This window comes from Paenarthrobacter sp. NPDC057355 (assembly GCF_042667405.1).
GTDB lineage: Bacteria > Actinomycetota > Actinomycetes > Actinomycetales > Micrococcaceae > Arthrobacter.
In genome coordinates this window covers 1-26079 of the sequence record NZ_JBHVAL010000031.1, presented here as the reverse complement: position 1 = coordinate 26079, position 26079 = coordinate 1, and the positions used below count along the sequence as shown (strand labels likewise).

Annotated in this window: 22 protein-coding genes; 14 read left to right on the top strand and 8 right to left on the bottom strand. The window is 64.3% G+C overall.

Annotated elements, in window-relative coordinates:
• Positions 1-309 precede the first annotated feature (309 nt).
• The gene (locus ACFUOZ_RS20710; RefSeq protein ID WP_377551770.1) at positions 310-981 is read right to left on the bottom strand and encodes a GntR family transcriptional regulator; all 672 of its coding nucleotides are present in this window, start codon (positions 979-981) and stop codon (positions 310-312) included.
• Between the two features lie 152 nt (positions 982-1133).
• Here ACFUOZ_RS20710 and glyA point away from each other — a divergent pair, with 152 nt between their 5' ends.
• The 7 genes from glyA to purU are packed head-to-tail and all read left to right on the top strand — an operon-like array spanning position 1134 to position 9947.
• A complete protein-coding gene (glyA, locus tag ACFUOZ_RS20705; RefSeq protein WP_377551767.1) occupies positions 1134-2474 on the top strand; it encodes a serine hydroxymethyltransferase in 1341 nt (446 codons plus the stop codon).
• Entirely contained in the window at positions 2471-3691 is a 1221-nt protein-coding gene (locus ACFUOZ_RS20700) for a sarcosine oxidase subunit beta family protein (protein WP_377551765.1), read from the top strand. Before glyA ends, ACFUOZ_RS20700 begins: the two co-directional genes overlap by 4 nt.
• Positions 3692-3712: 21 nt before the next feature.
• Positions 3713-4084 carry a sarcosine oxidase subunit delta gene (locus ACFUOZ_RS20695; RefSeq protein ID WP_377551762.1) on the top strand — a complete coding sequence of 124 codons (372 nt, stop codon included), beginning with the start codon at positions 3713-3715 and terminating at the stop codon, positions 4082-4084.
• A complete protein-coding gene (locus ACFUOZ_RS20690) occupies positions 4081-7026 on the top strand; it encodes a 2Fe-2S iron-sulfur cluster-binding protein (RefSeq protein ID WP_377551759.1) in 2946 nt (981 codons plus the stop codon). Before ACFUOZ_RS20695 ends, ACFUOZ_RS20690 begins: the two co-directional genes overlap by 4 nt.
• Positions 7019-7657 (top strand): sarcosine oxidase subunit gamma, encoded by a 639-nt coding sequence (locus ACFUOZ_RS20685; protein ID WP_377551757.1) that lies wholly within the window; start codon positions 7019-7021, stop codon positions 7655-7657. Before ACFUOZ_RS20690 ends, ACFUOZ_RS20685 begins: the two co-directional genes overlap by 8 nt.
• Positions 7657-9048 carry an L-serine ammonia-lyase gene (locus tag ACFUOZ_RS20680; protein WP_144662192.1) on the top strand — a complete coding sequence of 464 codons (1392 nt, stop codon included), beginning with the start codon at positions 7657-7659 and terminating at the stop codon, positions 9046-9048. Before ACFUOZ_RS20685 ends, ACFUOZ_RS20680 begins: the two co-directional genes overlap by 1 nt.
• A gap of 2 nt (positions 9049-9050) precedes the next feature.
• Entirely contained in the window at positions 9051-9947 is an 897-nt protein-coding gene (gene purU, locus ACFUOZ_RS20675) for a formyltetrahydrofolate deformylase (protein WP_377551754.1), read from the top strand.
• Between the two features lie 83 nt (positions 9948-10030).
• Here the strand turns inward: purU and ACFUOZ_RS20670 are convergent, their stop codons facing one another.
• Positions 10031-11503, bottom strand: a complete 1473-nt coding sequence (locus ACFUOZ_RS20670; protein ID WP_377551752.1) for a PucR family transcriptional regulator — start codon at positions 11501-11503, stop codon at positions 10031-10033.
• Positions 11504-11611: 108 nt separating this feature from the next.
• On the opposite strand from ACFUOZ_RS20670, the gene ACFUOZ_RS20665 reads away from it, so the two are divergent.
• Together ACFUOZ_RS20665 and ACFUOZ_RS20660 are read left to right on the top strand one after the other, a co-directional pair.
• Positions 11612-13156, top strand: a complete 1545-nt coding sequence (locus tag ACFUOZ_RS20665) for a purine-cytosine permease family protein (protein WP_377551750.1) — start codon at positions 11612-11614, stop codon at positions 13154-13156.
• Entirely contained in the window at positions 13153-14100 is a 948-nt protein-coding gene (locus ACFUOZ_RS20660) for a polysaccharide deacetylase (RefSeq protein WP_377551747.1), read from the top strand. Before ACFUOZ_RS20665 ends, ACFUOZ_RS20660 begins: the two co-directional genes overlap by 4 nt.
• Before the next feature lie 74 nt (positions 14101-14174).
• On the opposite strand, the gene ACFUOZ_RS20655 is transcribed toward ACFUOZ_RS20660, so the two are convergent.
• The 3 genes from ACFUOZ_RS20655 to ACFUOZ_RS20645 form a co-directional block, all read right to left on the bottom strand.
• On the bottom strand, positions 14175-14684 hold the full coding sequence (locus ACFUOZ_RS20655) for a DUF456 domain-containing protein (RefSeq protein ID WP_377551745.1): 510 nt from the start codon (positions 14682-14684) through the stop codon (positions 14175-14177).
• A gap of 95 nt (positions 14685-14779) precedes the next feature.
• A complete protein-coding gene (locus ACFUOZ_RS20650) occupies positions 14780-15970 on the bottom strand; it encodes an NADP-dependent malic enzyme (RefSeq protein ID WP_377551743.1) in 1191 nt (396 codons plus the stop codon).
• A 282-nt stretch (positions 15971-16252) separates the two neighbouring features.
• Complete coding sequence (locus ACFUOZ_RS20645; RefSeq protein ID WP_377551740.1) at positions 16253-16861, bottom strand: TetR/AcrR family transcriptional regulator; 609 nt, start codon at positions 16859-16861, stop codon at positions 16253-16255.
• A 200-nt stretch (positions 16862-17061) separates the two neighbouring features.
• On the opposite strand from ACFUOZ_RS20645, the gene ACFUOZ_RS20640 reads away from it, so the two are divergent.
• From ACFUOZ_RS20640 to ACFUOZ_RS20630, 3 genes are all read left to right on the top strand, one after another.
• A complete protein-coding gene (locus ACFUOZ_RS20640) occupies positions 17062-18189 on the top strand; it encodes an FG-GAP repeat domain-containing protein (protein WP_377551738.1) in 1128 nt (375 codons plus the stop codon).
• A 54-nt stretch (positions 18190-18243) separates the two neighbouring features.
• Positions 18244-19389: an FG-GAP-like repeat-containing protein gene (locus tag ACFUOZ_RS20635; RefSeq protein WP_377551735.1), complete on the top strand. Its 1146-nt coding sequence runs from the start codon at positions 18244-18246 to the stop codon at positions 19387-19389.
• Positions 19390-19544: 155 nt separating this feature from the next.
• A complete protein-coding gene (locus ACFUOZ_RS20630) occupies positions 19545-20561 on the top strand; it encodes an FG-GAP repeat domain-containing protein (protein WP_377551733.1) in 1017 nt (338 codons plus the stop codon).
• A gap of 2 nt (positions 20562-20563) precedes the next feature.
• Here ACFUOZ_RS20630 and ACFUOZ_RS20625 read toward each other — a convergent pair whose 3' ends face one another.
• Complete coding sequence (locus ACFUOZ_RS20625; protein WP_377551731.1) at positions 20564-21868, bottom strand: MFS transporter; 1305 nt, start codon at positions 21866-21868, stop codon at positions 20564-20566.
• A gap of 156 nt (positions 21869-22024) precedes the next feature.
• Between ACFUOZ_RS20625 and rraA the strand changes: the two genes are divergently transcribed.
• Both rraA and ACFUOZ_RS20615 read left to right on the top strand, forming a co-directional pair.
• Entirely contained in the window at positions 22025-22498 is a 474-nt protein-coding gene (gene rraA, locus ACFUOZ_RS20620; RefSeq protein WP_377551729.1) for a ribonuclease E activity regulator RraA, read from the top strand.
• 130 nt (positions 22499-22628) lie between these two features.
• Positions 22629-24281 (top strand): MDR family MFS transporter, encoded by a 1653-nt coding sequence (locus ACFUOZ_RS20615; RefSeq protein WP_377551727.1) that lies wholly within the window; start codon positions 22629-22631, stop codon positions 24279-24281.
• On the opposite strand, the gene ACFUOZ_RS20610 is transcribed toward ACFUOZ_RS20615, so the two are convergent.
• Positions 24264-25706: an aromatic amino acid lyase gene (locus ACFUOZ_RS20610; protein ID WP_377551725.1), complete on the bottom strand. Its 1443-nt coding sequence runs from the start codon at positions 25704-25706 to the stop codon at positions 24264-24266. The two genes, ACFUOZ_RS20615 and ACFUOZ_RS20610, sit on opposite strands and share 18 nt — an antisense overlap.
• An 87-nt stretch (positions 25707-25793) precedes the next feature.
• Positions 25794-25952, bottom strand: a complete 159-nt coding sequence (locus ACFUOZ_RS20605) for a hypothetical protein (protein WP_377551722.1) — start codon at positions 25950-25952, stop codon at positions 25794-25796.
• Between the last annotated feature and the right edge of the window lie 127 nt (positions 25953-26079).

The window sequence follows — 26079 nt, the reverse complement described above, 5'->3', positions numbered from 1 at the left end:
CCCTCACAACCCCCCCCCTTCAACCCAGCCCTCAGTCGACCAAAGGAAAAGCCCGACGTCGGCACCCAGGCTGGGTGCCGACGTCGGGCTTTCTGGCCAGCCGGACGCGAGCGAGCATCGGGCGCAAACGCACGGAACCTGATAGAGGGTCGCGAAAGAACCAGCGGGACGTGAGCGAGCGTGCGCCCCAACCCGCGGGACGTGAGCGAGCGTGCGCCCCAACCCGCGGGACGTGAGCGAGGGTCACGCCCAAGCCGGGGGGACGTGAGAGAGGGTCACACCCAAGCACGGGGGATGTGAGAGAGGGTGCTACAGGACCTTGCGGATGGTCTCTTCGAAGCTCACTACGTGGTGCAGGGCGAGCTCTGCGGCGAGCTCTTCGTCGCCGTCGGCTATGGCGGTGAGCAGCTCGGCATGCTCGGAGATGTGCCCTGAAACGGAGGGCATCTTTTCCAGCATGTGGCACCAAATGCGGGTGGCGAGGTTGTCGTACCGGATGAGTACGTCTTCCAGGTGCGCATTGGCCGAGGCTTTGTAGATCAGCCGGTGCACCTGGATGTCGTAGCGCATAAGTTCCGCGGAGGACGCATCCTGACCCTCGAGGTCACGGATGGCGGCAGCGACGTCACGCAGCTCGGACCGCATGGCTGGACTGGCCATCCGCGCAGCCTTGCGTGATGCGAGAGGTTCCAGGAGTTCGCGGATTTCGGAAACCTCAGCGAGCTGGGTGATGTCCACGCCGGTAGCGAAGGTTCCGCGGCGGGGGTAGGAGACCACGAGGTGGTCGCTCTCCAGGCGCTTGATTGCCTCGCGCACGGGGGTGCGACCAATACCGAGTTCGGCCGCGATCTGACCGTCGTTGATGGGGTCGCCGGGCTTGATGTCCAGCATGATGAGCCTGTCGCGGAGGAGCAGGTAGGCGTTATCCGCCAGGGACGTACCCTGCGGGACTGTTTCCAAAGCTTCCAGTGCTGTGCTCATCGCCTTCTCCCAACGCCGTATCCCCCCAGTCTGCACGAGGACTTTCAGCAGATCTGTTGACGACTATGTGATCTCCAACATACCATGGCAACAGTTCTAATATATTAGTTGACTAACAGTCAGCCACCACCCGTACTTCTAAGGAGAACACCATGGTTGCACCGCTGATCCGCCCGCTCGCCCAGGCGGACCCGGAGGTTGATCAGGCGATCGCCCAGGAACTTATCCGCCAGCAGTCCACGCTGGAAATGATCGCCTCGGAGAACTTCGCCCCTACGGCCGTTATGGAGGCCCAGGGCTCGGTGCTCACCAACAAGTACGCCGAAGGCTACCCGGGCAAGCGCTACTACGGCGGCTGCGAACACGTGGATGTGATCGAACAGCTTGCCATCGACCGTTTGAAGGCCCTCTTCGGCGCGGAATTCGCCAACGTCCAGCCCCACTCCGGCGCCCAGGCCAACGCGGCTGCCATGCACGCGCTGATCACCCCCGGCGACACCATCATGGGCCTGAACCTGGCCCACGGCGGCCACCTCACCCACGGAATGCGGATCAACTTCTCCGGCAAGCTCTACAACGTGGTTCCGTACGGCGTCCGTGAGGACACCCACACGGTGGACATGGCCGAGGTGGAGCGCCTGGCCATCGAGAACAAGCCCCAGCTGATCGTTGCCGGCTGGTCCGCCTACTCCCGCCAACTGGACTTCGCGGAGTTCCGCCGGATCGCCGACTCCGTGGGCGCCTACCTGATGGTGGACATGGCACACTTCGCCGGCTTGGTGGCAGCAGGACTCCACCCGAGCCCGGTCCCCCACGCCCACATCGTCACCAGCACCACTCACAAGACCCTCGGCGGCCCCCGCGGCGGCGTCATCCTCACCAACGACGCCGACATCGCCAAGAAGGTCAACTCCGCCGTCTTCCCCGGCCAGCAGGGCGGACCACTGGAACACGTCATCGCCGCCAAGGCCGTGGCCTTCAAATTTGCTGCAGAGCCCGAGTTCAAGGAGCGCCAGGAGCGCGTCCTTGAAGGCTCCAAGATCATTGCTGACCGTCTCCTTAAGGAAGACGTCGCAGCGGCCGGCATCTCCGTCGTCAGCGGCGGTACCGACGTCCACCTGGTCCTCGTCGACCTGCGTAACTCCGAACTCAACGGCCAGCAAGGTGAAGACGCGCTGCACCACATCGGCATCACCGTCAACCGCAACGCCGTGCCGTTCGACCCCCGCCCGCCGATGGTCTCCTCCGGCCTCCGCGTCGGCACACCCGCCCTGGCCGCCCGCGGTTTCGGCGCCGAGGAATTCACCGAAGTCGCAGACATCATTGCGACGGCGTTGATCGCCTCTGCTGCCAGCGGCACCCTGGGTGACCAGACCGCCGTCGAACTCCGCGGCCGCGTTACCGCACTCGCGGATAAGTTCCCGCTTTACCCCCACCTCGGCAATGGCGCCGGATCCGTACTCGAAGCAGAAATGATTGGAGCAGCCCAGTGAGTGTCGACCACCTCCCCGAACACCCTGACTTCCTCTGGCGCAACCCGGAACCCAAAAAGTCGTACGACGCAGTGATTGTCGGCGGCGGCGGGCACGGCCTGGCCACCGCCTACTTCCTGGCCAAGAATCACGGCATGACCAACATCGCCATCCTGGAAAAGGGCTGGCTGGCCGGTGGCAACATGGCCCGCAACACCACGATCATCCGTTCCAACTACCTCTGGGACGAGAGCGCCGCCATCTACGAGCACGCGCTCAAGCTCTGGGAAATCCTTCCCGAGGAACTCGAGTACGACTTCCTGTTCAGCCAGCGCGGCGTCATGAACCTGGCGCACACCCTGGGTGACGTCCGCGAAAGCATGCGCCGCGTTGGCGCCAACCGCCTCAACGGTGTGGACGCCGAATGGCTGGAGCCGGACCAGGTCAAGGAACTTTGCCCCATCCTGAACACCAGCGACAACATCCGCTACCCGGTCATGGGCGCCACGTACCAGCCACGCGCTGGCATCGCCAAGCACGACCACGTCGCCTGGGCTTTCGCCCGCAAGTGCGACGAGCTGGGTGTAGACATCATCCAGAACTGTGAAGTCACCGGCTTCATCAAGGACGGCGACCGTGTCACAGGAGTGAAGACCACCCGCGGCACCATCAACACCGAAAAGGTTGGCCTCTGCGCCGCCGGCCACAGCTCGGTACTGGCGGAAATGGCCGGTTTCCGCCTCCCGATCCAGTCCCACCCGCTGCAGGCACTCGTCTCCGAGCTGCACGAACCCGTCCACCCGACGGTGGTCATGTCCAACCACGTGCACGTGTATGTCTCGCAGGCGCACAAGGGCGAACTGGTGATGGGTGCCGGCGTCGACTCCTACAACGGTTACGGCCAGCGCGGTTCCTTCCACGTGATCGAGGAGCAGATGGCAGCAGCCGTGGAGCTCTTCCCGATCTTCGCCCGGGCACACGTGCTCCGCACTTGGGGAGGAATCGTGGACACCACGCTGGACGCTTCCCCGATCGTCGGCGTGACCCCGGTGGAGAACATGTTCGTCAACTGTGGTTGGGGAACCGGCGGCTTCAAGGGCACTCCTGCAGCCGGCCTGACCTTCGCCCACACCATCGCCACCGGGGCACCGCACAAGCTCAACGCCCCCTTCGCACTGGAACGCTTCGAAACCGGCGCCCTGATCGACGAACACGGCGCCGCAGCCGTAGCCCACTAGCCAGGACAGGACAGGAAAGACATGCTCCTCATTTCATGCCCCAACTGCGGGCCACGCGACGAAACCGAATTCCACTACGGCGGACAGGCACACGTCCCCTACCCGGAAAACCCGAACGACCTCACGGACCGCGAATGGGCTGAATACCTGTTCTACCGCGAGAACACCAAGGGCACCTTCGCCGAGCGCTGGGTCCACAGCACCGGTTGCCGCCAGTGGTTCAACATGCTCCGCGACACCGTGAGCTACGACATCCACTCCATTTACGCCATGGGTTCACCTCGGCCGGATATCAAGGCGACAGACCAAGGTGCAGCAGGCCAGGCCGGCACCCCTGGACTCGCACCCGGCGCCCCCACCACAACCACCTCCCCGGAAGGAGCCCAGAAGTGAGCAGCCAGAACGCCCGCCTCGCTGCAGGCGGCCGCATTGATCGCAGCATCTCGTGGCGCTTCACGGTGGACGGCCAGGAATTCACCGGCCACCCGGGAGACACCATTGCGTCGGCGCTGCTGGCCAACGGCCACATCAACGCCGGCAACTCACTCTACGAGGACCGCCCCCGCGGCATCATGGCCGCAGGCGTGGAAGAGTCCAACGCCCTGGTCAAGATCGCGCCCCGCTTCCCGGGCCACGTCGCCGAGTCGATGCTCCCGGCCAGCGCAGTTTCGCTGGTTGATGGCATGGACATTGAACTCCTGTCCGGCCTGGGCAAGCTGGACCCCAACGAGGACAAGGCAGAGTACGACAAGAAGTACGTCCACACCGATGTCCTGGTTGTTGGCGGTGGCATCGCCGGCTTGGCGGCAGCACGCGAAGCAGTCCGCACCGGAGCCCGTGTCATCCTGATCGACGACCAGCCCGAACTCGGCGGCTCGCTGCTTTCCGGTTCCACGGCCCGCGGCCTCCAGGAAACCATCGAAGGCAAGCCCGCCCTTGAATGGGTGGCAGACGTGGAGGCAGAGCTGGTTTCCGCCGCTGAATGCACGGTCCTGAACCGGACCACCGCTTTCGGTTCCTACGACTCCAACTACGTCATCGCGGCACAGAACCGCACGGACCACTTGAGCGTCCCCGCAGCGCCGGGCGTCTCCCGCCAGCGTATTTGGCACATCCGTGCTGCACAGGTTGTCCTGGCTCCCGGCGCCCACGAGCGTCCGTTGGTTTTCGAGAACAACGACCGCCCGGGCATCATGCTCGCCTCGGCCGCCCGCACCTACCTGAACCGCTACGCCGTGGCCGCCGGTTCGCGGGTGGTCATCAGCACCACCAACGATTCCGCTTACGCACTTGCCGCGGACCTGAAGGCAGCAGGCGTGGCGGTCGCCGCCGTCGTCGATGCCCGTCCGCAGATCAGCGCGAAGGCCGCAGCCGCCGTCGAAAGCGGTATCCGGGTCCTCATCGGCAGCGCCGTAGCCGACACCAGCGCAGATGAGTCGGGTCGCCTGAACGGCGTCACCGTCCGCAGCATCAACGACGACGGCGAACTCACCTCGGGCGTCGAACAGCTGGCAGCCGACCTGCTCGCCGTTTCCGGTGGCTGGAGCCCCGTGGTCCACCTCCACAGCCAGCGCCAGGGCAAGCTGCGTTGGGATGATGAACTCGCTGCGTTCATCCCGTCCAGCGTTGTCCGCGACCAGCAGGTGGTGGGCGCAGGCCGTGGCAGCTACGAGCTGCAGGATTGCCTGGCTGAGGGTATCTCCGCCGGCGCGGCCGCTTCGATCGCTGCCGGTTTCGAGTCCGCAACCACCCCGTCCGGGCTGAAGGCTCCAGTGGCAAGCGCCCCGACCCGCCAGCTGTGGCTGGTGCCGGGCCAGACCGGCGAGCCGGGCGAGTGGCACAACCACTTCGTAGACTTCCAGCGCGACCAGTCCGTGGCAGACGTCCTCCGCTCCACTGGTGCCGGCATGCGATCGGTGGAGCACGTCAAGCGGTACACCTCCATCAGCACCGCCAACGACCAGGGCAAGACCTCCGGCGTCAACGCAATCGGCGTCATCGCCGCTGCACTCAAGCACGGCGGCGCGGACGCTGTTCCGGGCATCGGCGAGATCGGCACCACCGCGTACCGTGCACCGTTCACCCCGGTGGCCTTCGCAGCCCTGGCCGGACGCCAGCGTGGCGAGCTCTTCGACCCCGCCCGCGTCACGTCCATCCACCCGTGGCACGTTGCCCAGGGTGCGCTGTTCGAAGACGTTGGACAGTGGAAGCGCCCCTGGTACTACCCGCAGGACGGTGAGGACATGGACACCGCGGTACTCCGCGAGTGCGCCGCAGTCCGCGATTCCGTCGGCTTCATGGACGCCACCACCCTCGGCAAGATCGAGATCCGTGGCAAGGACTCCGGTGAATTCCTGAACCGCGTCTACACCAACGCTTTCAAGAAGCTCGCTCCGGGTTCTGCCCGCTACGGCGTCATGTGCACGCTGGACGGCATGATCTTCGACGACGGCGTGACCCTGCGCCTGGACGAGGACACCTACTTCATGACCACCACCACCGGTGGCGCAGCCAAGGTACTGGACTGGCTGGAAGAGTGGCACCAGACGGAGTGGCCGGAACTCGATGTTGTCTTCACCTCCGTGACGGAGCAGTGGAGCACCATCGCCGTCGTCGGTCCCAAGTCCCGTGCAGTCCTCGCAAAGGTAGCCCCGCAGCTCGCAGAAAACGGTGGGCTGGAAGCCGAGAACTTCCCGTTCATGACGTTCCGCGAAACCACGCTGGCCTCCGGAGTTCAGGCCCGCGTCTGCCGGATCTCCTTCTCCGGTGAGCTGGCCTACGAAATCAACGTCCCGTCCTGGTACGGACTGAACACCTGGGAAGCCGTCGCTGCCGCGGGTGCCGAGTTCAACATCACCCCGTACGGCACGGAAACCATGCACGTGCTCCGCGCCGAGAAGGGCTACCCGATCGTCGGGCAGGACACCGACGGCACGGTCACCCCGCAGGACGCCGGCATGGACTGGATTGTTTCCAAGGCCAAGGACTTCATCGGCAAGCGTTCCTACCTCCGGGAAGACGCCAGCCGCGAGGACCGCAAGCACCTGGTGAGCGTCCTTCCGGTGGACCACTCGCTGAGGCTTCCCGAAGGAACGCAGCTGGTGGACAAGGGCATCGAGGTCAACCCGGCTAACGGCCCGGTTCCCATGGAAGGCTTCGTGACCTCGAGCTACCACAGTGCCGCATTGGGCCGGTCCTTCGGCCTGGCTCTGATCCAAAACGGCCGCAACCGCATCGGCGAGACCCTCCAGGCTTCTGTGGGCGACCAGCTGGTGGACGTGGTTGTGGGCGAAACCGTACTTTTTGATGCTGAAGGGACCCGCAAAGATGGCTGAAACAGCAGCACCCGCAGAAACCGTGAACAGCGTCCGGGGCGCCCGCCGCAGCCCGGCCGAGCACCTGGCTGACGCCTTCACCTCCGGTTCCATCCCAGGAACGGTCACCCTCACGGAACTCCCGTACCAGACCATGGTCGGCGTCCGCGTCGACACGGCGTCCGACGCCGGTGCCCGGGTTGCGTCCGTGACCGGCGGCTTGCCTGCCGCCAGCGGTGAGGTGACGGCTTCGGGTTCCGTCAGCACCTTGTGGCTGGGCCCCACCGAATTCCTGGTGGTGGCTCCCGAGGAGTTCCACGACTCGCTCGGTGGCTCCCTGGTGGGCGATTTGACCACTGCCCTGGGCAGCGACTCCGGCCAGGTAGTGGACCTGTCCGCCAACCGCACCACGTTTGAGCTCTCCGGCAGCCACGCACGTGCAGTGCTGGAGAAGACGTGCTCCCTGGACCTCCACCCCCGCGTCTTCAAAGCCGGGACCGCCCTTTCCACGGAACTCGCCCACATCCCGGTTGTCCTCTGGAAGACCTCGGACGAGACCTACCGGATTCTTCCCCGGGCCTCGTTTGCCGACTTCCTGGGCCGTTGGATCCTGGACGCCATGCGGGAGTACGCATCCCCTGAGGTCCCGTAATGGCACTGAGTGTGCTTGACCTGTTTTCCGTGGGCATCGGGCCGTCATCGTCACACACGGTGGGCCCGATGCGCGCGGCAAAGCAGTTCACGGATGGTCTTGAATCGTCCGGCCAGCTTCCGGCCACGGTGCGCGTCCAGGCTGAGCTTTTCGGCTCCCTGGGCGCCACCGGCCGGGGCCACGGCTCGGACAAAGCCGTGGTGCTGGGGCTGCAGGGGCACTCCCCCGAGACCGTGGACACCCGCACCGCGGATGACCAGGTTGCGGCAGCCGCCCTCGACGCCGAACTGCGGCTGGGCGGCGACCACCGCGTGGACTTCAACTGGGATGAGGACGTCGTCCTCCACCGCCGCAAGTCCCTTCCTGCCCACCCCAACGGCATGACTTTCCGCGCCTTGGACCACACCGGGACGGTACTGCGGGAACGCAGCTACTACTCCATCGGTGGCGGCTTCGTGGTGGACGGAGATGCCTCCGGGGCCGACAAGGTCGTCGCGGACGACACCGTCCTGCCCTACCCCTTCTCCACCGCAGATGAGCTGTTGGCCATCTGCGAACGTGAAGGCAAGTCGATCTCCGACATCATGCTGGCCAACGAACTGGTATGGCGTTCCGAGGAAGAACTGCGGGAGCGGCTCCTGGGTATCTGGGCCGTCATGCGCGAATGCGTGGACAACGGCTGCTCAGCCGAGGGCATCCTGCCGGGAGGCTTGAAGGTCAGGCGACGGGCGCCGTCGTTGTTCAAGAAGCTCTCCGAGACCGACGCCGACCTGAACGGCGCAAACTCAGCCGACCCGCTGCTGGCCATGGAGTGGGTGAACCTCTTCGCGCTGGCCGTGAACGAGGAAAACGCCGCCGGCGGACGGATCGTCACGGCGCCCACCAATGGGGCAGCGGGCATCGTTCCGGCCGTGCTGCACTATTACACCAAGTTTGTTCCGGGAGCCAACGACGACGGCGTCGTGCGCTTCCTGCTGGCGGCGGCCGCCGTCGGAATCCTGTTCAAAATCAACGCATCCATCTCCGGTGCCGAGGTCGGCTGCCAAGGTGAGGTGGGTTCTGCCTGCTCCATGGCTGCTGCCGGGCTCTGCGAAGTCCTGGGCGGGACGCCCGAACAAGTGGAGAACGCCGCAGAAGTGGGGATTGAGCACAACCTGGGCCTGACGTGTGATCCGGTGGGCGGGCTGGTGCAGATTCCCTGCATCGAACGCAACGCGATCGCCAGCGTCAAGGCCATCAACGCCGCGCGCCTTGCCCTGCACGGCGATGGCAGCCACAAGGTCTCCCTGGACAAGGCGATCAAGACCATGCGCGAGACCGGCGCCGACATGAAATCCAAGTACAAAGAGACCTCCCGTGGAGGCCTCGCCGTCAACGTAGTGGAGTGCTGAGCATGACTGCCATCCAAACTGAAACGCCCGCTGTTTCTTCCGTGACCACGGTGGAACACGTGTTGACTTTGGACTGCCCCGAGGGCCCGGGAATCGTGCACGCGGTCTCCGGCTTCCTCTTGGAACACGGCTGCGACATCATCGACAACAAGCAGTTCGGAGACCGCGCCGAAGGCCACTTCTTCATGCGGGTGCACTTCGCATCGGACGGGGACGAGTCCACGCTGGAGACCCTGCGTGCCGCGTTCTGCCCCGTCGGCGAGAAGTACGGCATGAACTGGCAGCTCGAGCGCCAGGGATCCAAGCGCCGTGTGCTGATCATGGTGTCCAAGTTCGGGCACTGCCTGAACGATCTCCTGTTCCGGGCACGGATCGGTGAACTGCCTATCGACGTGGTGGGCGTGGTGTCCAACCACACCGAGCACCAGGGTTTGGCCGAATGGCACGGCATCCCGTTCTTCCATGTGCCCGTCACGGCAGCCACCAAGCCTGCCGCCGAGGCGCGGCTGCTGGAGATCATCGACGAGCTGGACGTTGAGCTCGTCGTGCTGGCCCGCTACATGCAGGTCCTCAGCGATGACCTGGCCCGCAAGCTCGATGGCCGCGCGATCAACATCCACCACTCGTTCCTGCCGAGCTTCAAGGGTGCCAAGCCCTACCACCAGGCCTACGCGCGTGGCGTGAAAACCGTCGGTGCCACAGCCCACTACGTCAACGGCGAACTGGACGAAGGACCCATCATCGCCCAGCAGGTTGTGGAAGTGGACCACACGTTCGGGCCGGACGATCTCGTAGCCGCCGGCCGGGACACCGAATGCAAGGCCCTCAGCAACGCCGTCCGTTGGCACTGCGAAGGGCGGATCATCCTCAATGGGAACAGGACGATCGTGCTGAAGTAGGTCCTTGCTTGACCCACGCCGAGATGGCATTTGATGACAATCCTGCCCCGCGGGATTGTCATTAAGTGCCATCTCGCGGGTGGTTAAAGCCGCGCCAGCCGCGTTGCCACGTGCAACGCAGCGAGCCTGCCTGTTCCACGCGGGTCTCCCCCGCAGAGTTCGAAGATCCGTTGCAGCCGGTGATGCAGGGTCTGCCGTTCCACATGCAATTCGCGTGCCGCCTGGGCAGCGTTGCATCCGGTGTCCAGCCAAACTGCCAACGTCCTCATCAGCTCGGACTTCTTCAGGCGGTCATGTTCGACGACGACGCCCAGCTGCCGCTGCACAAAGCCCTCGCGGGCGGCCGGGTCCAGCGAACCGGCCGCGAGGAGTTCCACCGCGAGGGTGTCCGCATCCACCACACCGTTTCCCGCTACCCCTTCCGGCACTGGGAGTTCAAGAGCCCTGCGGGCCTCAGCCAGGGACCACGATGCCTCCTGGATCCCCCTGCCCAGTGGACCAACAGCCATCGCAGACCCCGCGGGCACTTCCAATGCCTGCAATGCCTGCACCAGGACCTGACGCTGGGAGTTCCCGCCGACCACGGACGCCAACGCAATCAGCTCAGCATTGTTGGCGTAGCTGGCACTGTGGGGGACACACTCCCGGAGCAGCGCATCCACGGCAGGACGCAGATGCCCAGCGCCTGCGGACCGGATCACCACGGCCGCAACGTCCCCATCGACGGCGAACCCCGACGCCGGCCCCAGCTGTTGCAACTGCCACTGCTGGCTTCCGGAATTGATGGCCCGCATAAGCTCAATGCCGGCCAATTCCTTCAGGCCCGGCGGCATGCGTTGGAGCAGGGCCAGCCCGAGGATATCCACGGACCTTTCGCCGGCCACGCGCGCCATCCCGGGGTCGCCGCCGTCGGGCACATGCAGGTCGAGCCTTGCGGCAAGCACGCCGCGCACCGGCACGTCCACCGAGGTGAGGTTGCCGGCGTCGTCGAAGGAACCGGCAGCCCCAAGCGTAAGGCCCGACGGCGACACCAGCCTGGCGCTGGCGCCTGTCCTTTCCGCCAGGACAGTCAGGAGCTGGTCGAGACCGCCGCCATGGGCGAGTTCGGCCGCCATGGCGTGGCTAGCCTGATCACCCCGTTGGAGTTGTTCCACGGATTCGCTGACGAGAAGGGAATTGATTTCCTGCATCACGGCAACAAACGGGACTACCCTGCGAAGTTCGATCAGCGGCAGCCCTGCTGCCCGGGCATCGTCAAGCATGACGGCGGGAACCTCGGGCAGTGCCGGGCCGGTTTCGAGTGCCAGCGCAGCAATCCCACGCCCGGCCAATCCCCGCACGTATTCAGCCTGCCGTTCTTCTCCCGCGCCGGCGAGCGCCTGGCCGCCGCTGAGGAGCAGTTCACCGCCGCTGAGCAGAGGCGCGATATCCAGGACTTCGCTCGAGTGGACCCACCTGACGGGCCTGTCGAGTGCCCCGGGGACCTGGTTGAGAAGGCGCGGATCGGCGGCTTTGAGGCTTTCGTACTCCAAAGCGGCCCGCAGGAGGATTGACATGACACTCCGTATGGTCTTTGCTGTTTTGTTTAGACACATCGTATCTTGTTGCTGTGATCTGACCCACATACGCTGAAAGGGTCCCTTTCACACACGGAGGCTCTCCCCATGCAAGACAACCTCTCCCCCGCGTCTTCCACTCCATCCGCAGCGGGCTCAACGCAGTCAGGTCCGGCAACGGCGCCGGGCCACGACAGCGAAGCCTGGCTCCAGCCAATCCCTGAATCCGATCGCACCCGCAAAGTTTCCGGACAATTCTGGATCTGGGCCGGCGCCAACCTCGCTCCCATCAACTGGGTCCTTGGTGCACTAGGCATCCACCTGGGCCTAGGTTTCGCCGACACAGTGATCGTGCTGGTGCTGGGAAACCTGATCGGCATGCTCCTGTTCGGCTGCTTCGTCCTGCTGGGCCAGAAGACCGGCGCTACAGGCATGGTCCTGGCCCGTGCCGCCTTTGGTCGCCGCGGCAACTACCTTCCCGCGGCCATTCAGGCCCTCCTGGTGATCGGCTGGTGCGCGGTGAACACGTGGATCATCCTTGACCTGGTCATGGCGCTCTTCGGAACCCTCGGCTGGGTGGACCCCGAGGCAAAGAACTACGCCTGGAAGATCGGCGTTGCCACGGCCATCATGGCTGCGCAGGTCGCCATTGCCTGGTTCGGCTACAAAGCCATCGCGGCCTTTGAGAAGTGGACGGTTCCGCCTACCATCATCATCCTGGCCGTCATGTCGGCCGTTGCCTGGTTCGGCATGAAGATCGACTGGGGCTATGCCGGCCCGGCCGGCAACATCCTGGAAGGATCCGAGAGGATCGCCGCCATGAGCGCCGTCATGACCGCCATCGGCATTGGCTGGGGCATCACCTGGTTCACCTACGCCGCCGACTACTCACGCTTTGTCAGCACCTCGGTCCCCAAGCGCAAGGTCTACCTTGCTTCGGTGCTGGGCCAGTTCATTCCTGTCGTGTGGTTGGGCGTCCTTGGGGCGAGCCTGGCAACCAACAGCGGCGAAATCGATCCCGGCAAGCTCATCGTGCAGAACTTCGGTGTCCTGGCGCTGCCCGTGCTGCTCATGGTGCTGCACGGTCCCATCGCCACGAACATCCTCAACATCTACACCTTTTCTGTGGCCACTCAGGCCTTGGACATCAAGATCAGCCGCCGCAAGCTCAACCTTTTCGTCGGCGTCCTCTCGCTGATCGCCGTCGTGTTCTTCATCTTCCAGGAGGACTTCGCTGCGGTTCTCGACGCCTGGCTGATCGGCCTGGTGGCGTGGGTTGCCGCTTGGGGCGGGGTCATGCTGGTGCACTACTTCTGGCTTGACCGCCGCTGGCCGGCCCAGGTGGACCGCCTGTTCGACCCCGTCGGCACGCATCGCTTGCCCGTGGTCAACTGGGCTGGCATCGTCTCGCTCCTGGCGGGCATCTTCTCCACCTGGCTGTTCATGTACGGCCTGGTACCCGCCATGCAAGGCCCCATCGCCGTGGCCTTGGGCGGCTGGGACCTTTCCTGGCTGGCGGGCGGACTCACCAGCGCGGCCGTCTACGCCATCCTTGGCCCGCAGGCGCACAAAAAGTACCTCCTTGCCAGCTCGAATCACGTATCAGCCACCCACCCTGCCCCCGCCCCGGCTGTCGAAAGGACCACAGCATGAACCGGCCCGCCTTCGCTGATTCCCTCCACCCCATGACGTGGCCTTCCGGATACAAGGCAGCGGCATCCTTCACCTTCGACGTCGACGCCGAGTCCTGCACCATCGCACACGACCCCTCCAGCACCCGGCGCATGTCCCTCATGAGCCACCAGTCCTATGGTCCAAAGATCGCAGTTCCCCGCTTGCTGCAGATCCTGGACCGCCAGGACATCAAGGGAACGTTCTTCATCCCGGGCTTCACGGCGGAAAGCTACCCGGACGTGGTCCGCAGGATCGCCGACGGCGGCCACGAAATCGCCCACCACGGCTACCTCCACGAGCCCATGCAGGGCATCGACGCCGCCACGGAGGCCAGCTACCTGGACCGGGGCCTCGAAGCATTGGCAAACGTCGCCGGCGTCCGTCCCGTTGGTTACCGCGCACCGTGGTGGGAGTTGAACTGGCAGTCACCGGCGCTCCTTGCGGACCGCGGCTTCCTCTACGATTCAAGCCTGCTCGACGGCGATGCCCCCTACCGCCTGTCCGTCGCCGAGGGCGATCCCCGCGACATCGTGGAGATCCCCGTGGATTGGGCTCTGGATGACTGGGAGCAATACGGTTTCTATCCGGGCGTCACGGGCAGCGGCGTTATCGAGAGCCCCGCCAAGGCGCTGGAGATGTGGACCCTCGAAGCGCAGGCCCACCACTCCCAGGGCAGCTGCTTTGTCCTGACTAACCACCCGTTCATTTCCGGGAGGCCATCGCGGGCCGTGGCACTGGAGCAGCTGATTGAGCGGGTCAAGGATCTGGATGGCATGTGGGTGACCACCCTTGCCGGGATCGCGCAGCACACCAAAGACAACGTGCACGAGATCCACACGCACGCACGGATCGACGTCCCGCTCTTCCCCGGCGCGGGAGCAACGTTCCGCCCGGCCAAGGTGCAGGTGCCTGCTCTCCGCTAACCCCTCCGCCGAGATGGCATTTGATGACAGTCCGAGGGCGCCGGATTGTCATTAATTGCCATCTCGGCGAGCTGTCAGGGGCCGCCGTAGACCGCCTCGACCCAGACACCAATGATCCAGGTGCTGGCCGCCGCGCAAGCCAGTCCAAATTCCACCAGGATCCCGATCCCGGTTGCCTTGAGCGCCGCCCCGCTTGAGCGCAGGGCGGCCTTGAAGTTCCGGGTTCGCTGAATCTCACTCAGCAGAAGCCCCAGGGCGAACCCCACAAAGAGCCCCACCACTGGGATGACGAACATTCCCACCACGCCCAGGACAATCCCGATCAGCACGGACCTGTTGGGGATTCCGTGCTGCTTCATCTTGCGTCCGGTCAAGACTGCACTGGCAGCCATGCCGGCCACCACAAACACCATGCCCACCGCGAAGATCACCCAGCCCATGGGCCCGGCACCGCCCCAGATGGCCCACACCAGCAGGCTCGCGCCGATCAGGATGCTCCCCGGCAAGACGGGAATGATGGTTCCGACCACGCCCACGGCGATGGCCAGGCCGCACAGGATGGTCACGATGAGTTCGGCGTTCATGGCCCCCAGTCTAGGGGTGCCTTGGAAACCAAGAACGACGGCGACGCTCCCCAGCACGGGAGGCGTCGCCGTCGTCGGTCTTGCGTCAGTAGCCGCTACTCGGTGACTGCAGCAGCAACAGCCGCGGTGACCGCAGGTGCCACGCGGGCGTCGAGCGGGCTCGGCACGATGTAGTCGGCAGAGAGGTCCTCGGCGGCCAGCTCAGCGATGGCGTTGGCAGCGGCGATCTTCATGGCCGGCGTGATCCGGCGTGCCTTGGCATCGAGTGCGCCGCGGAAGATGCCGGGGAAGGCCAGGACGTTGTTGATCTGGTTCGGGAAGTCGCTGCGGCCTGTGGCAACAACAGCTGCGTACTGCTGTGCAACCTCGGGCAGGACCTCCGGGTCCGGGTTGGACAGGGCGAACACGATCGACTGGTCGTTCATGAGCTTCAGGTGTTCTTCGTCCAGCTTGGAGGAGGAGACGCCAACGAACACATCGGCGCCCGTCAGTCCCTCGCCCGGGCCACCGGTGACGCCGCGCGGGTTGGTGCGCTGGGCCATGCGGGCCTTGACGCTGGTGGGATCGGCGGCGAGGTCGGCGCGCTCGGCGTTGACCACACCCTTGGAGTCAAGCAGGATCACGTCCTCGATGCCGACAGCCAGGAGGATCTCGGCGATGGCGATACCTGCGGCACCGGCACCGGAGACAACAACCTTCAGCCCCTTGAGCTCGCGCTTGGTCACCTTGGCTGCGTTGGTCAGGGCAGCGAGAACCACGACGGCGGTGCCGTGCTGGTCATCGTGCATGACGGGGCAGTCAAGGGCTTCGATGAGGCGCTCTTCGAGTTCGAAGCAGCGGGGCGCGGAGATGTCCTCGAGGTTCACTGCGCCAAAGCTCGGGCGGAGGCGGACCAGGGTCTCGATGATCTCGTCCACATCCGTGGTGTTCAGGACCAGCGGAATGGAGTCGAGGTCTCCGAAGGACTTGAACAGAGCCGACTTGCCCTCCATGACGGGAAGGGACGCGCTGGGGCCGATGTTGCCGAGGCCCAGCACAGCAGTGCCGTCGCTGACCACGACAACCAGGCGCTCGGCCCAGGTGTGGGTGCGGGCAAGCTTGGGGTCGGCGTGGATTGCGCGGCTCACCTGGGCGACACCCGGGGTGTACGCGATGGAGAGGTCACGCTTGTTGTTCAGCGGAACGGTGCTGGAAATGGTCAGCTTGCCGCCTTCGTGGGCTGCGAAGATCTCTTCTTCGCTCAGTACCAGGGCGTCGTTGTCAGTTGCAATTGTCTCGATGGACACGTCTTTGTCTCCTCAGGCTAGCCGTGGACCCACGGCATGGTTCGGGCAGGAACAGAACTGCTGTGCGGACCAAGGGTGGCTGGTCCGGCGTTGCTTCTGCAGATAGGGGGCTGCTAGCCGCTTCGGTAGTTCCAGCCTAGGGAGGGCTGAGAGGTACAAGATTCAATACCTAGAGAGACGATTCGAGAGTAAAACGTTCAACCACATCGAATTGTGAGCTAGGTCATACCAGAAACCGTGTTTTTGGCCGCGTGCGGTCTAGACCACCTAACGATTGTTGCGCTATTCGCCGGTCATGAGGGAGCAGGCCCTCTTCAAGTCCTTCTCGGCTTCGAACAAGGACAGCCTCCGGCAGCGGACCGCCTGGACCAACCCGCTGACCAGGTGCAGAAGAATCCTGGCCTTTACGGCGTCCTTGCCGGTGTCGTTACTCAGTGAACCCACCACTTCCTGCGACAGGGCATCCACCTCACGCAGGAGCTGGGCCGTGTCGTCATCCTTGCCCGCGGGGCGGATCAAGCAGTGCTCTACGCCCGGTTGCATCACCCGAAGGTGGAAAATCTCCATCATCAAACCTGCGAGCGCATGCCCCTTGCCCTGGCGCTGATGGACGCCGTCCCGCAACTCTCGGAGCTGCTGCCTGTAGACGGCGAGCATCAGATGGGCCGTGGAGGGGAAGTAGCGGTACAGAGTCCCCAGCGGGACATCGGCGCGGGCAGCAACATCGGAAAGGCTCAACGTGTCGAACTGCCGCTGGGCGAAGCCCTCAGCCGTCTTCAGGATGCGGGCATAGCGGAGCTGCTGCCGCGGGGTGGTGGGCGCGGCAGCCATACGGGGAAGCCCCGTGGTCAGGTCAAGGGAGTACGGTTCCAGTGAGTTGGTTACGGGCATTTCCGGCGATCTCTTGGCAGGCTGACAAGGAGGCGGCCGGCCGGCGTGAAAGACCCGCGGCTGGCCGATCGCATCAATGATACGGGAGCAACATGACCGTTCCCTGAGAGCCCCTGCGGAGGCCCGGAAGCAGCCGGTCCCGTAAATAGCGCCCCTCCCGCATACACTTTCATGCAGGTCCAGACCCACAGGAGGAACGTATGGGGACATTACGACGCCGGATGGCCGCAGCGCTGCTGACCGCCGCCGTGGCGGCCATGGCACTTAGCCCTTTGCCGGCGTCGGCGGCTCCCAGCAACGGGCCCGATCCGCTACTCAACGGGCAACCATTCGTGGGCAAACAGCTGACCGCGGAGATCGGCCCGTACACCTTCTACGGTTGTGGGAGCGGCAAAGGCCCCGACTACTCGATCTACTGGACCCGGGACGGCTTCCTCGTTGCCGGCGAAACAACGCGGAGCTACAGCCTGGAAGGGGACGATACCGGATCGCGGATGGCCGTACACGTCACGGCAAGCAAGACCGCGTGCGGCGGCGAATCCCTGCACAGCACCGAGACCCGGCCGGTTGGTGCCGTTAACCGCGCGGCAGGATTCACCGGCCGCAGCTTCGAACTCCTGACACGGGCAAACGACGGGTCACTTCTTCTGTACGGCCGTACAGGCGCAGCGTGGGACGCGCCCCGGACCGTGGGCTACGGCTTCAACATCTTCAACACAGTCTTCTCCCCCGGAGATTTCGACGGAGACGGCAAGAGCGACATGATGGTCCGCGATTCCGCCGGGGGCCTCTACCTCTTCAGCGGTGACGGGGCGGGTGGATGGAAGCCCGCGCGAGCCATCGGCAACGGCTGGAACATTTTTGACGCCATTATCGGCCCCGGCGACTTCAACGGCGACGGCAACAACGACATCCTCGCCCGGGAACCTGGCGGCACCCTCTATCTATACCCCGGCAACGGTGCCGGAGGCTGGTTGCCGCGGACCGCCGTCGGGACCGGTTGGAACGTGATGAACGCCTTGGTGACTCCCGGCGACTTCAACGGCGACGGCAACGTGGACCTGCTGGCCCGCGACAGCAACGGTTACCTGTTCGTTTACACGGGCAACGGCGCAGGCGGCTGGTCGCGGTCCTGGATGATCGGCGTCGGCTGGAACGCACTCAAGTACGTGGGCGCTGCCGGCGACTTCAACGGCGACGGCTTCCCCGATGTCTACGGAGTGGACCAACAGGGCCGCCTGCTGGCGTACTACAGCGACGGTCGGGCCGGCTGGAAGGGCTCAGAAGCAGTTGGCGCCGGCTTCGGGTGGTTCACAGCAATCTTCTAGAAAACCCCGGACACCGCTGTACCATTAACTCCATAAAAGTCTGGGGAGGACACAATGTACGCTCCATCACGCCTGGGGTCTGGCGTGCGTCGAGCGGTTGCCGCAACAGTGGCTGCGATGGTCGCGGCTGTGTTTGCGGGGCCCGCGCCCGCCATGGCCACCATGGATCCGGAACCGCCAGTCATCACCGGTGCTCCGTTTGTCGGATCCACACTCACTGTCACCTGGGATCCCTACGCTTATAAAGGGTGCGGCGCCGGAGCCGGCCCCGACACCCGGATCTATTGGACCAGGGACGGCGAAGTCGCTACCGACCATCCCACTTGGCCCGATTACGTCCTGGGCGAGGAAGACCGCGGCAAGACCATCGCCGCGCACCTCGTGGCTGCCTACCCGTGTGAAGACATGGAAGTAGCCAGCCTGGAGACCGCGCCGATCTCCGACTCCAACCGGCCCAACGGTTTTACAAGCCGCGGAGCCTTCGAACTGCTTGCACGCCGATCCGACGGCGCCCTCCTCATGTACCCGCGGACCAACAATGCCTGGGAACCCGCCCGAACCGTCGGTGTCGGATGGAACATTTTCCCGACCGTTCTGGCACCGGGCGATTTCGACGGCGACGGCAACAACGATGTTTTGGGCCGCGATTCGTCGGGTGGCCTCTACCTCTACAGCGGCAACGGTGCAGGCGGTTGGAACGGTCCGCGCAAAGTGGGGACGGGATGGAATATCTTCACTTCGCTGCTGGCCCCGGGTGACTTCAACAGCGACGGCACCAACGACATCATGGCCCGCGACGCCAACGGAGTCCTTTACCTCTACCCCGGCGACGGGCGCGGCGGTTGGCTGCCGCGGACCGTGATTGGCCAAGGCTGGAATGCCCTGGATGCGATCATCACGCCCGGCGACTTCGACGGCGACACCAACGTGGACATCCTGGGCCGCGACTCCGCCGGCAACCTGAGGCTTTACAGCGGGAACGGTTCGGGTGGCTGGAATGGCATGGCCGTCGTCGGCCAGGGCTGGGGCGGCATGGGCAAGATCGGCAGCGCAGGCGACATCAACAGTGACGGAAGGCCGGACGTTTTTGCCGTTGACGGCGCCGGGCAGTTGCGCGCCTACTACGGCAACGGTTCCGCTGGCTGGGCCGGAAGTGCCGTGGTCGGCTGGGGCTGGGGCGGGTTCACGGACCTGTTCTAGTTTTGGGTATGTTGAGGGCCCCGTACGGAGACATCCGGACGGGGCCCTTCGCCATAAATGGGCACCCTCTATGCCCGGACTCCTGCAGGCGGTAGTGTCATCCCAATTGATCTCTTCCGGCAATCTCCGTGCCGCCTTATTTCTTGGGGGAATCCTTGGGTCTCAACCCTGTCCTGCGCGCGCCCGCGCGCCGCAGTCCTCGACGACTGCTCACACTTCTCACGACTCCGCTGGTTGCCGCAGGCTTGTTGGCCTCGGCGTTGCCGGCTACCGCGGCTACTGAAGCACCGGTGAATTCCGGAGTCAGCTCCACCGTCGCAGCGAAGGCCGGCCTTGAAACGATTAATGCCATGCCTATCGAAGCAACACCCCGGTCAAAGGGCTTCGACGGCGACGGCACGTTCGACCTGTTCGCCCGCGACAACGCCGGCCGCCTGCTCCTCTACCCCACGGATGGACGAGGCAACTGGCAGGCGCCGCGAGTAATCGGCAATGGATGGCACATCTACAATCTTCTGGTTTCGCCCGGAGATTTCGACGGCGACGGCACAGTCGACGTCATGGGCCGCGATGGTTACGGACGGCTTTTCCTTTACCAAGGCAATGGTGCCGGCGCTTGGAAGCAGGCCTTCCAGATCGGCCAAGGCTGGCAGGGTTTCGTCAACCTCATCGCCCCCGGCGACCTGAACGGCGATGGTACCAACGACATCCTTGCCCAGGATGCAGCCGGCAACGTGACCCTCTACCCAGGAAACGGGCGGGGCGGTTGGCTCGCACCAAGCAAGGTCTCCTCGGCCTGGCAGGGCCTGGATGCCGCGGGGGCCGGACACTTCTTCGGCGACGCCTACCCCGTAGTTCTCAGCCGCGCCTGGTGGGGCGATCTTCAGGTCCGTGTGGGTACCCGCACAGGAAGCTTCATGGACGGCGGGATTCCCGGAGGGTATGCGGGGACCATCGGCAGAGGCTGGGAAACCCTTTCCCGCTTTGGGATCGCCGGAGACTTTAATGGAGACGGATATACCGACGTTTACGGAATCCGTCCCAACGGCTCGCTGACCATGTACTTAGGCGATACCTCTCTCGTGAACGCCCTTGGCCCACTCGCTGGCTTCAAATGGAAAGGGCAGCCGGTAGTGGGCAGCGGCTGGAACGTCATGAACTACGTCTTCTAGGCCTACTCGACGCTCTTGATCTTGACCACGAACACGGCACCCAGGAGCCCAATGACTGCGGCGGCTACGTACAGCGAGACGTAGCCGCCATGCCACTCCTTAACGAAAAGGTAAGCAATCCCTGGCGCCCAAACCTGCGGCAGCGAGTTGGCGATGTTGATGACACCCAGGTCCCGGCCCCGATCCAAAGCCGCGGGCAGGACCTGGCTAATGAGAGCGAAATCCACTGCCAGATAAGCACCAAAACCGATTCCGAGGACGATCGCTCCAGACAAGGCGCCAATCCATGTCGGTGCAAACGCAAGGATCAGCGACGCGGCGGCGATGATCGCGGATGACGCTATGACCAAAGGCTTCCGTTTTCCCATCCGGTCACTGAGCCGACCGCCCAGGACGCTGGTGATAACGACCATGACAGCGTAAAGCCCCGTCAAAACGAGCACTCCGTTCTCAGGATCGATATTTTGAGTTTCTTTGAGATGCACAGCATCGGTAAGGAAGAAGAGCAAGTAGATCGTCACCATGTGGTTGCCAGTGCTGACCAGCAGCCGCGTGAGCCAGGCCCACGCAAAGTCGGGGTAACGTTTCGGCGAAACCCAGAAACCCTTGAGGAACTGCCACAGGCTGAACGGCGGCCGCTCCTGCCGGGGAAGGGGCTGGTCATCGCTCTTAAAGAGATAAAGCACGACGCCGGCGAGCAGCGCCGCGGCGCACACCCAGTACCCTGCGGCGAAGTCACCGGCCACGACGGCGGCGATCACCGCGCCAACGAGGATACCTACCGTCTGGCCCATGGCCGCCAGGCCACCAACAGTTCCGCGCTGCGGCACTGGAACCCGGTCAGGTACGGCGGCGGTGATGGCCGAATACATGGCATTGGCACCCGCCTGCACAAGGCACCAGAGAACAGTCATCACAGCGACGTTGGGGGCACCTGCCAAGGCAACCAAGGCAACAGCGCCGAGGATTGCTCCCATGAGCACCCAGGGAACCCGGCGGCCGTAACGGGACGTGGTCCGGTCGCTGAAGGCGCCAAACAAGGGGTTCGCCACCATGGAGACAGCAGCGCCGCATCCGGTGACCAAGGCAAGGATCGCTTCCTTCTGGCCCTCGTCGAAGTGGGCCGCCTGCTGGCCCAGGAGGACCTGGAGGGGACCGAAGAACGCGGCGTTAATGCCCAGGTTGACCAGCACCACTCCGGTGATCCACACAGGCCTGACACGGACCACGGGATCGGCCAGTGCCGTCCCGCCGGCACGGACAACGGCAGGATCCGGCACCGGCCCCGGAAGGTCGGACAAGCTCATGGCGGTTTCCCCCTCATTTTGTGTGTGGACTCAGCCTAACGCGGCGGAGTGACAGCTGAACCACCGTCGCGTCGTTTATCCACATAGCTCGAAACACGCGCTGCCCGGGCAACCCCAACGCGTTACTGTGGCCTCAAACCACTTGGAAGGAGCACTATGAGCGAGCAGATAAATACAGCCGATCTCTACGACGAGCGCGGCGAGGAATTGGAGTCTCTGGCACTGCAGTTCCAGAATCTTGGGGCCCACACCCACTTCAGCGGCCCCGCGCGGACAATCCGATGCCTCGAGGACAACGCATTGGTGAAATCCATCCTCGCCACCCCCGGCGAAGGCGCAGTCTTGGTGGTTGACGGACAGGGTTCCCTCAGGACTGCACTCATGGGGGACATGATTGCTGACAGTGCCGTGGAAAACGGCTGGGCAGGAGTGATCATCAACGGCGCCATCCGGGACCGCGAAGCTATTGCCCGGCTGCCCCTGGGAGTCAAAGCCCTCGGGAGCAACCCGAGGAAGAGCGCCAAGACCGGAGCGGGCGAGGTCGACGTCGAACTCGTGATCGATGATGTCCGCATCCGACCAGGCGTAATGATCTACAGCGATCCGGACGGCATCCTGCTGGAGCGCTGACACTGCCGGGGCGTCTTGGAGGATCCGGGAGAAGAAATAATTTCCCGCCGGGAATGAACTGGGCGTTAGGATAGTTACTGAAAGCAACTATCCTGCTTAATCCCACTTTTCTGCCATCTCTGGAGAAGATATGTCCAATTCCACGCCCATTCGGGCCGCTGGTGAGGTCCTGACCCATCGTCAGACACTTACCGTCATGGTGGGACTCATGCTCGGCATGTTCCTGTCCTCGCTGGACCAGACCATCGTGTCCACGTCCATCTACACCATCGCCAACGACCTCGACGGCCTGTCCCTTCAGGCGTGGGCCACCACGGCGTACCTCATCACCTCCACGGTCAGCACCCCCTTGTACGGCAAGCTCAGCGATATCTTTGGTCGACGCCCGCTATACCTCGCTGCCATCCTGATCTTCCTGGCCGGCTCGCTGTACGCGGGATCCGTGCACTCCATGACAGAACTTGCCATCGCACGCGGCATCCAGGGCCTGGGTGCCGGTGGCCTCCTCGCGCTGGCCCTGACCATCATCGGTGACATCGTCGCCCTGAAGGACCGGGCCAAGTACCAGGGCTACTTCATGTCGGTGTTCGGCATCTCGTCTGTCTTGGGCCCGGTCATTGGCGGCGCCTTCGCAGGTTCGTCGAACATCCTGGGCTTCGACGGCTGGCGTTGGGTCTTCTTCATCAACCTTCCCATCGGCCTCGCCGCTCTTGTGGTGGTCTTCATGTACCTCCATCTGCCCGCCAGGCATGTGAAGCAGAAGATCGATTACTGGGGCGCGGCCGCCATTACGTTGGCCATTGTTCCGCTGCTTCTTGTGGCCGAACAGGGTCGCACGTGGGGTTGGTCCTCAGCAGGATCGTGGCTCTGCTACGGCCTGGGCGTCATCGGCATCGTGGCCTTCCTCCTGGCAGAACGGCGTGCAGGAGACTACGCGCTGATTCCGTTGCGCCTCTTCAAGAACGCCACGTTTGGCCTGTCATCGCTGCTGAACTTCATCATCGGCATTGGCATGTTCGGAGCCATCGCCATGCTTCCCATGTATCTGCAGCTGGTGAAAGGGCTCACGCCCACGGAGGCCGGCCTGATGATGATCACGTTCACCGTGGGCATCCTCTTCGGTTCCATCTCCGCCGGACGCACGATCTCATCGTCGGGCGTCTACCGGATCTTCCCGATCCTGGGCACAGCCACACTGGCCGCCGCCGCGACGGTGATGGGACTCCTGCTGGGAGTCGACACCGGGCTCTGGGTTCCCGGCCTGATCGCCGTGTTCTTCGGCGTCGGACTCGGTTTCTGCATGCAGCCGCTGACCCTCGCCATGCAGGTGTCCGTTCCGCCAAAGGACATGGGCGTCGGCACCTCCACGGCAGCATTCTTCCGCTCCATGGGCGGTGCCGTGGGAACGGCAGTGTTCATCTCCATGCTGTTCAGCACGGCAGCTGACAAGATTGCCGACGGAATGAAGAATGCTGCCGCGAGCCCGGACTACCAGGCCGTCATGCGAGACCCCGCCGTCGCTTCCGACCCCGCGAACGCCAAATTGTTCGACTTCTTCAAGAACGGTGCCAACAACGATTCGTTGAACGACACCAGCTGGTTGCACTCGGCCAACAGCACGCTCACCCGGCCGATCACTGAAGGCTTCGCACAGGCAATCGATGTAGTGATGCTGACCGCCGCTGGCCTGATGATCATCGCGTTCCTGATCAGCTTCGCGCTGCCGAACAAGAAGCTCACGGATCCCAAGGCTGCTGCCAAGGATTCAGTTCCGGCGCACTAGCCGAAGCGCCTGCTCCACATCGCCACGCAGGTCCCGGTCGGTGACATCGGCGGGTAGATCGTAGCCGGCAGCCATCATACTTCGCAGTGTGGGGCTGGCGAACTCGTCAGGCTGCCGCCCCTGCAACCGCAGCGCCCGCGCGGCACAGACCAGTTCGACGGCGGTGACAGTCGCCAATGCCTGCACGGTTGACTGCAGTTGAGCGGCCGCCACACTGGCAAAGCTGGCGTCTTCTTCCGCGCCCAAAGACAACACCACCGTCTGTGTGCTGACAGGTGCATTCGCCCGGATCCGCCCCACAGCGGCAGCTGCAACGTACTCCAGCATCATGACGCCGGACTGGCCCGAACCATCCTCAGCGAGGAAAGGGTGCAGGCCGGTGTAGGACGGGTCGCACAGAAGATCAATCCTTCGCAGATGCGTAGCGCAGGCTGCGGCGATGGCCAGTTGCAAGGTATCAACCCGACGCGCAAGGTTGGTCACCTGAAAAAGCCCGTGGTGAGCCACGTCGTTGGAACCATCGGTCAACGAGCCATGGATTAAGGGGTTCTCGTTGCCTGCTGTGACGAGTCGGCGCAGCAGGCTACCCAACGCCTCCAGCTCCTCCTTTTGGGACCCGAAGATCTGGGGCAGAGTCCGCAGGCAATAGGGATCCTGGATCCGTGCCGGCTGACCGCTTCCCTGGACCAGCCCATGGAAGAGGTTCGCCGCCTCTGCCACAGCCGGGGTGTCCGCGGCAGCAGCAACGGCCGGGCTCAGGGCCTCCACGTTGCCGGACATCGCCACGAAGGACAGGGCCGCCACGGCAGCAGCGCTGTCCAGGAGCCTCGATAGATCTTCGTGGGCCAGAACCGCTTGCGCGATCGTCAAAGCGCTGGAGCTGATGAAGGGAAGGGCATCGGCAGTCGCCCAGCTCTCCACGAAGCGCCGCGTCTCTCCCCCTCCCAGGGGCCGACGTTCCCCGAGCATCGTCAGAGCTGTTCCGGAGAGGGCTTGGAGATCAGCCGTACCAATGCCTCCAAACTCCCGGACTTCCGGGACAACGTCCGCGTTGATCAGCTCGGCAAGTGCCTCGGCAATGGCGGGGTCGATGCCGGATGCACCGGCTGCCAGTTGCGAAAGCCTTACTACCAGCATCGCCCGAATGGTCCGGCGGTCCAGCGGCCTCCCGGCATCTACCGCGTGACTTCGCAGGAGTTGGAGGCCATGGGTATCCCCGCCGTCGGTTGCTGCAAGGGACACGGAACGGTTCGCCCCAACTCCCGTTGAGCGACCATAGACCGGGCGCTTCAGCGAGGTGGCAACCGCGGACTCCTGGGATGCTGTCATCCGTTCCTTGGCAGCGGCCGTCAGAGTGACGGATGCACCATCGGCGACCGCCACGATGTCGGGCAACGCCAGACTCTTGCCATCGATCTCGATCATGGGCAGATCCTTTCATCCGGTGTCGAATTGCTGTGCTTGGACAGCAGTAGTGGTTGCCAGGCAGAGCATGGCAACCACTACTTTGCTTTAGTCCGTTTCCGGCGCGAACCGCACGGGGTTCCAGGCGTCCGGGGAAGGCTGGGCAGGAAGCTGCAGGCCCCTTCGAATCCCGGCCCGGGCCCCAGGCTCACGCGGCTCCGGATCTGCACACTCCTTGTTGGCCCTGAAAGCTGCAGTCACAGTCATTTGCTGGCTTCCTCGGCTTCTTGCGCACTTTCCATGGGGATGCGGACGCCGCGTTCGTGGGCGACGTCGATGGCGCGTTCGTAGCCGGCGTCGGCGTGGCGGATCACGCCCATGCCGGGGTCGTTGG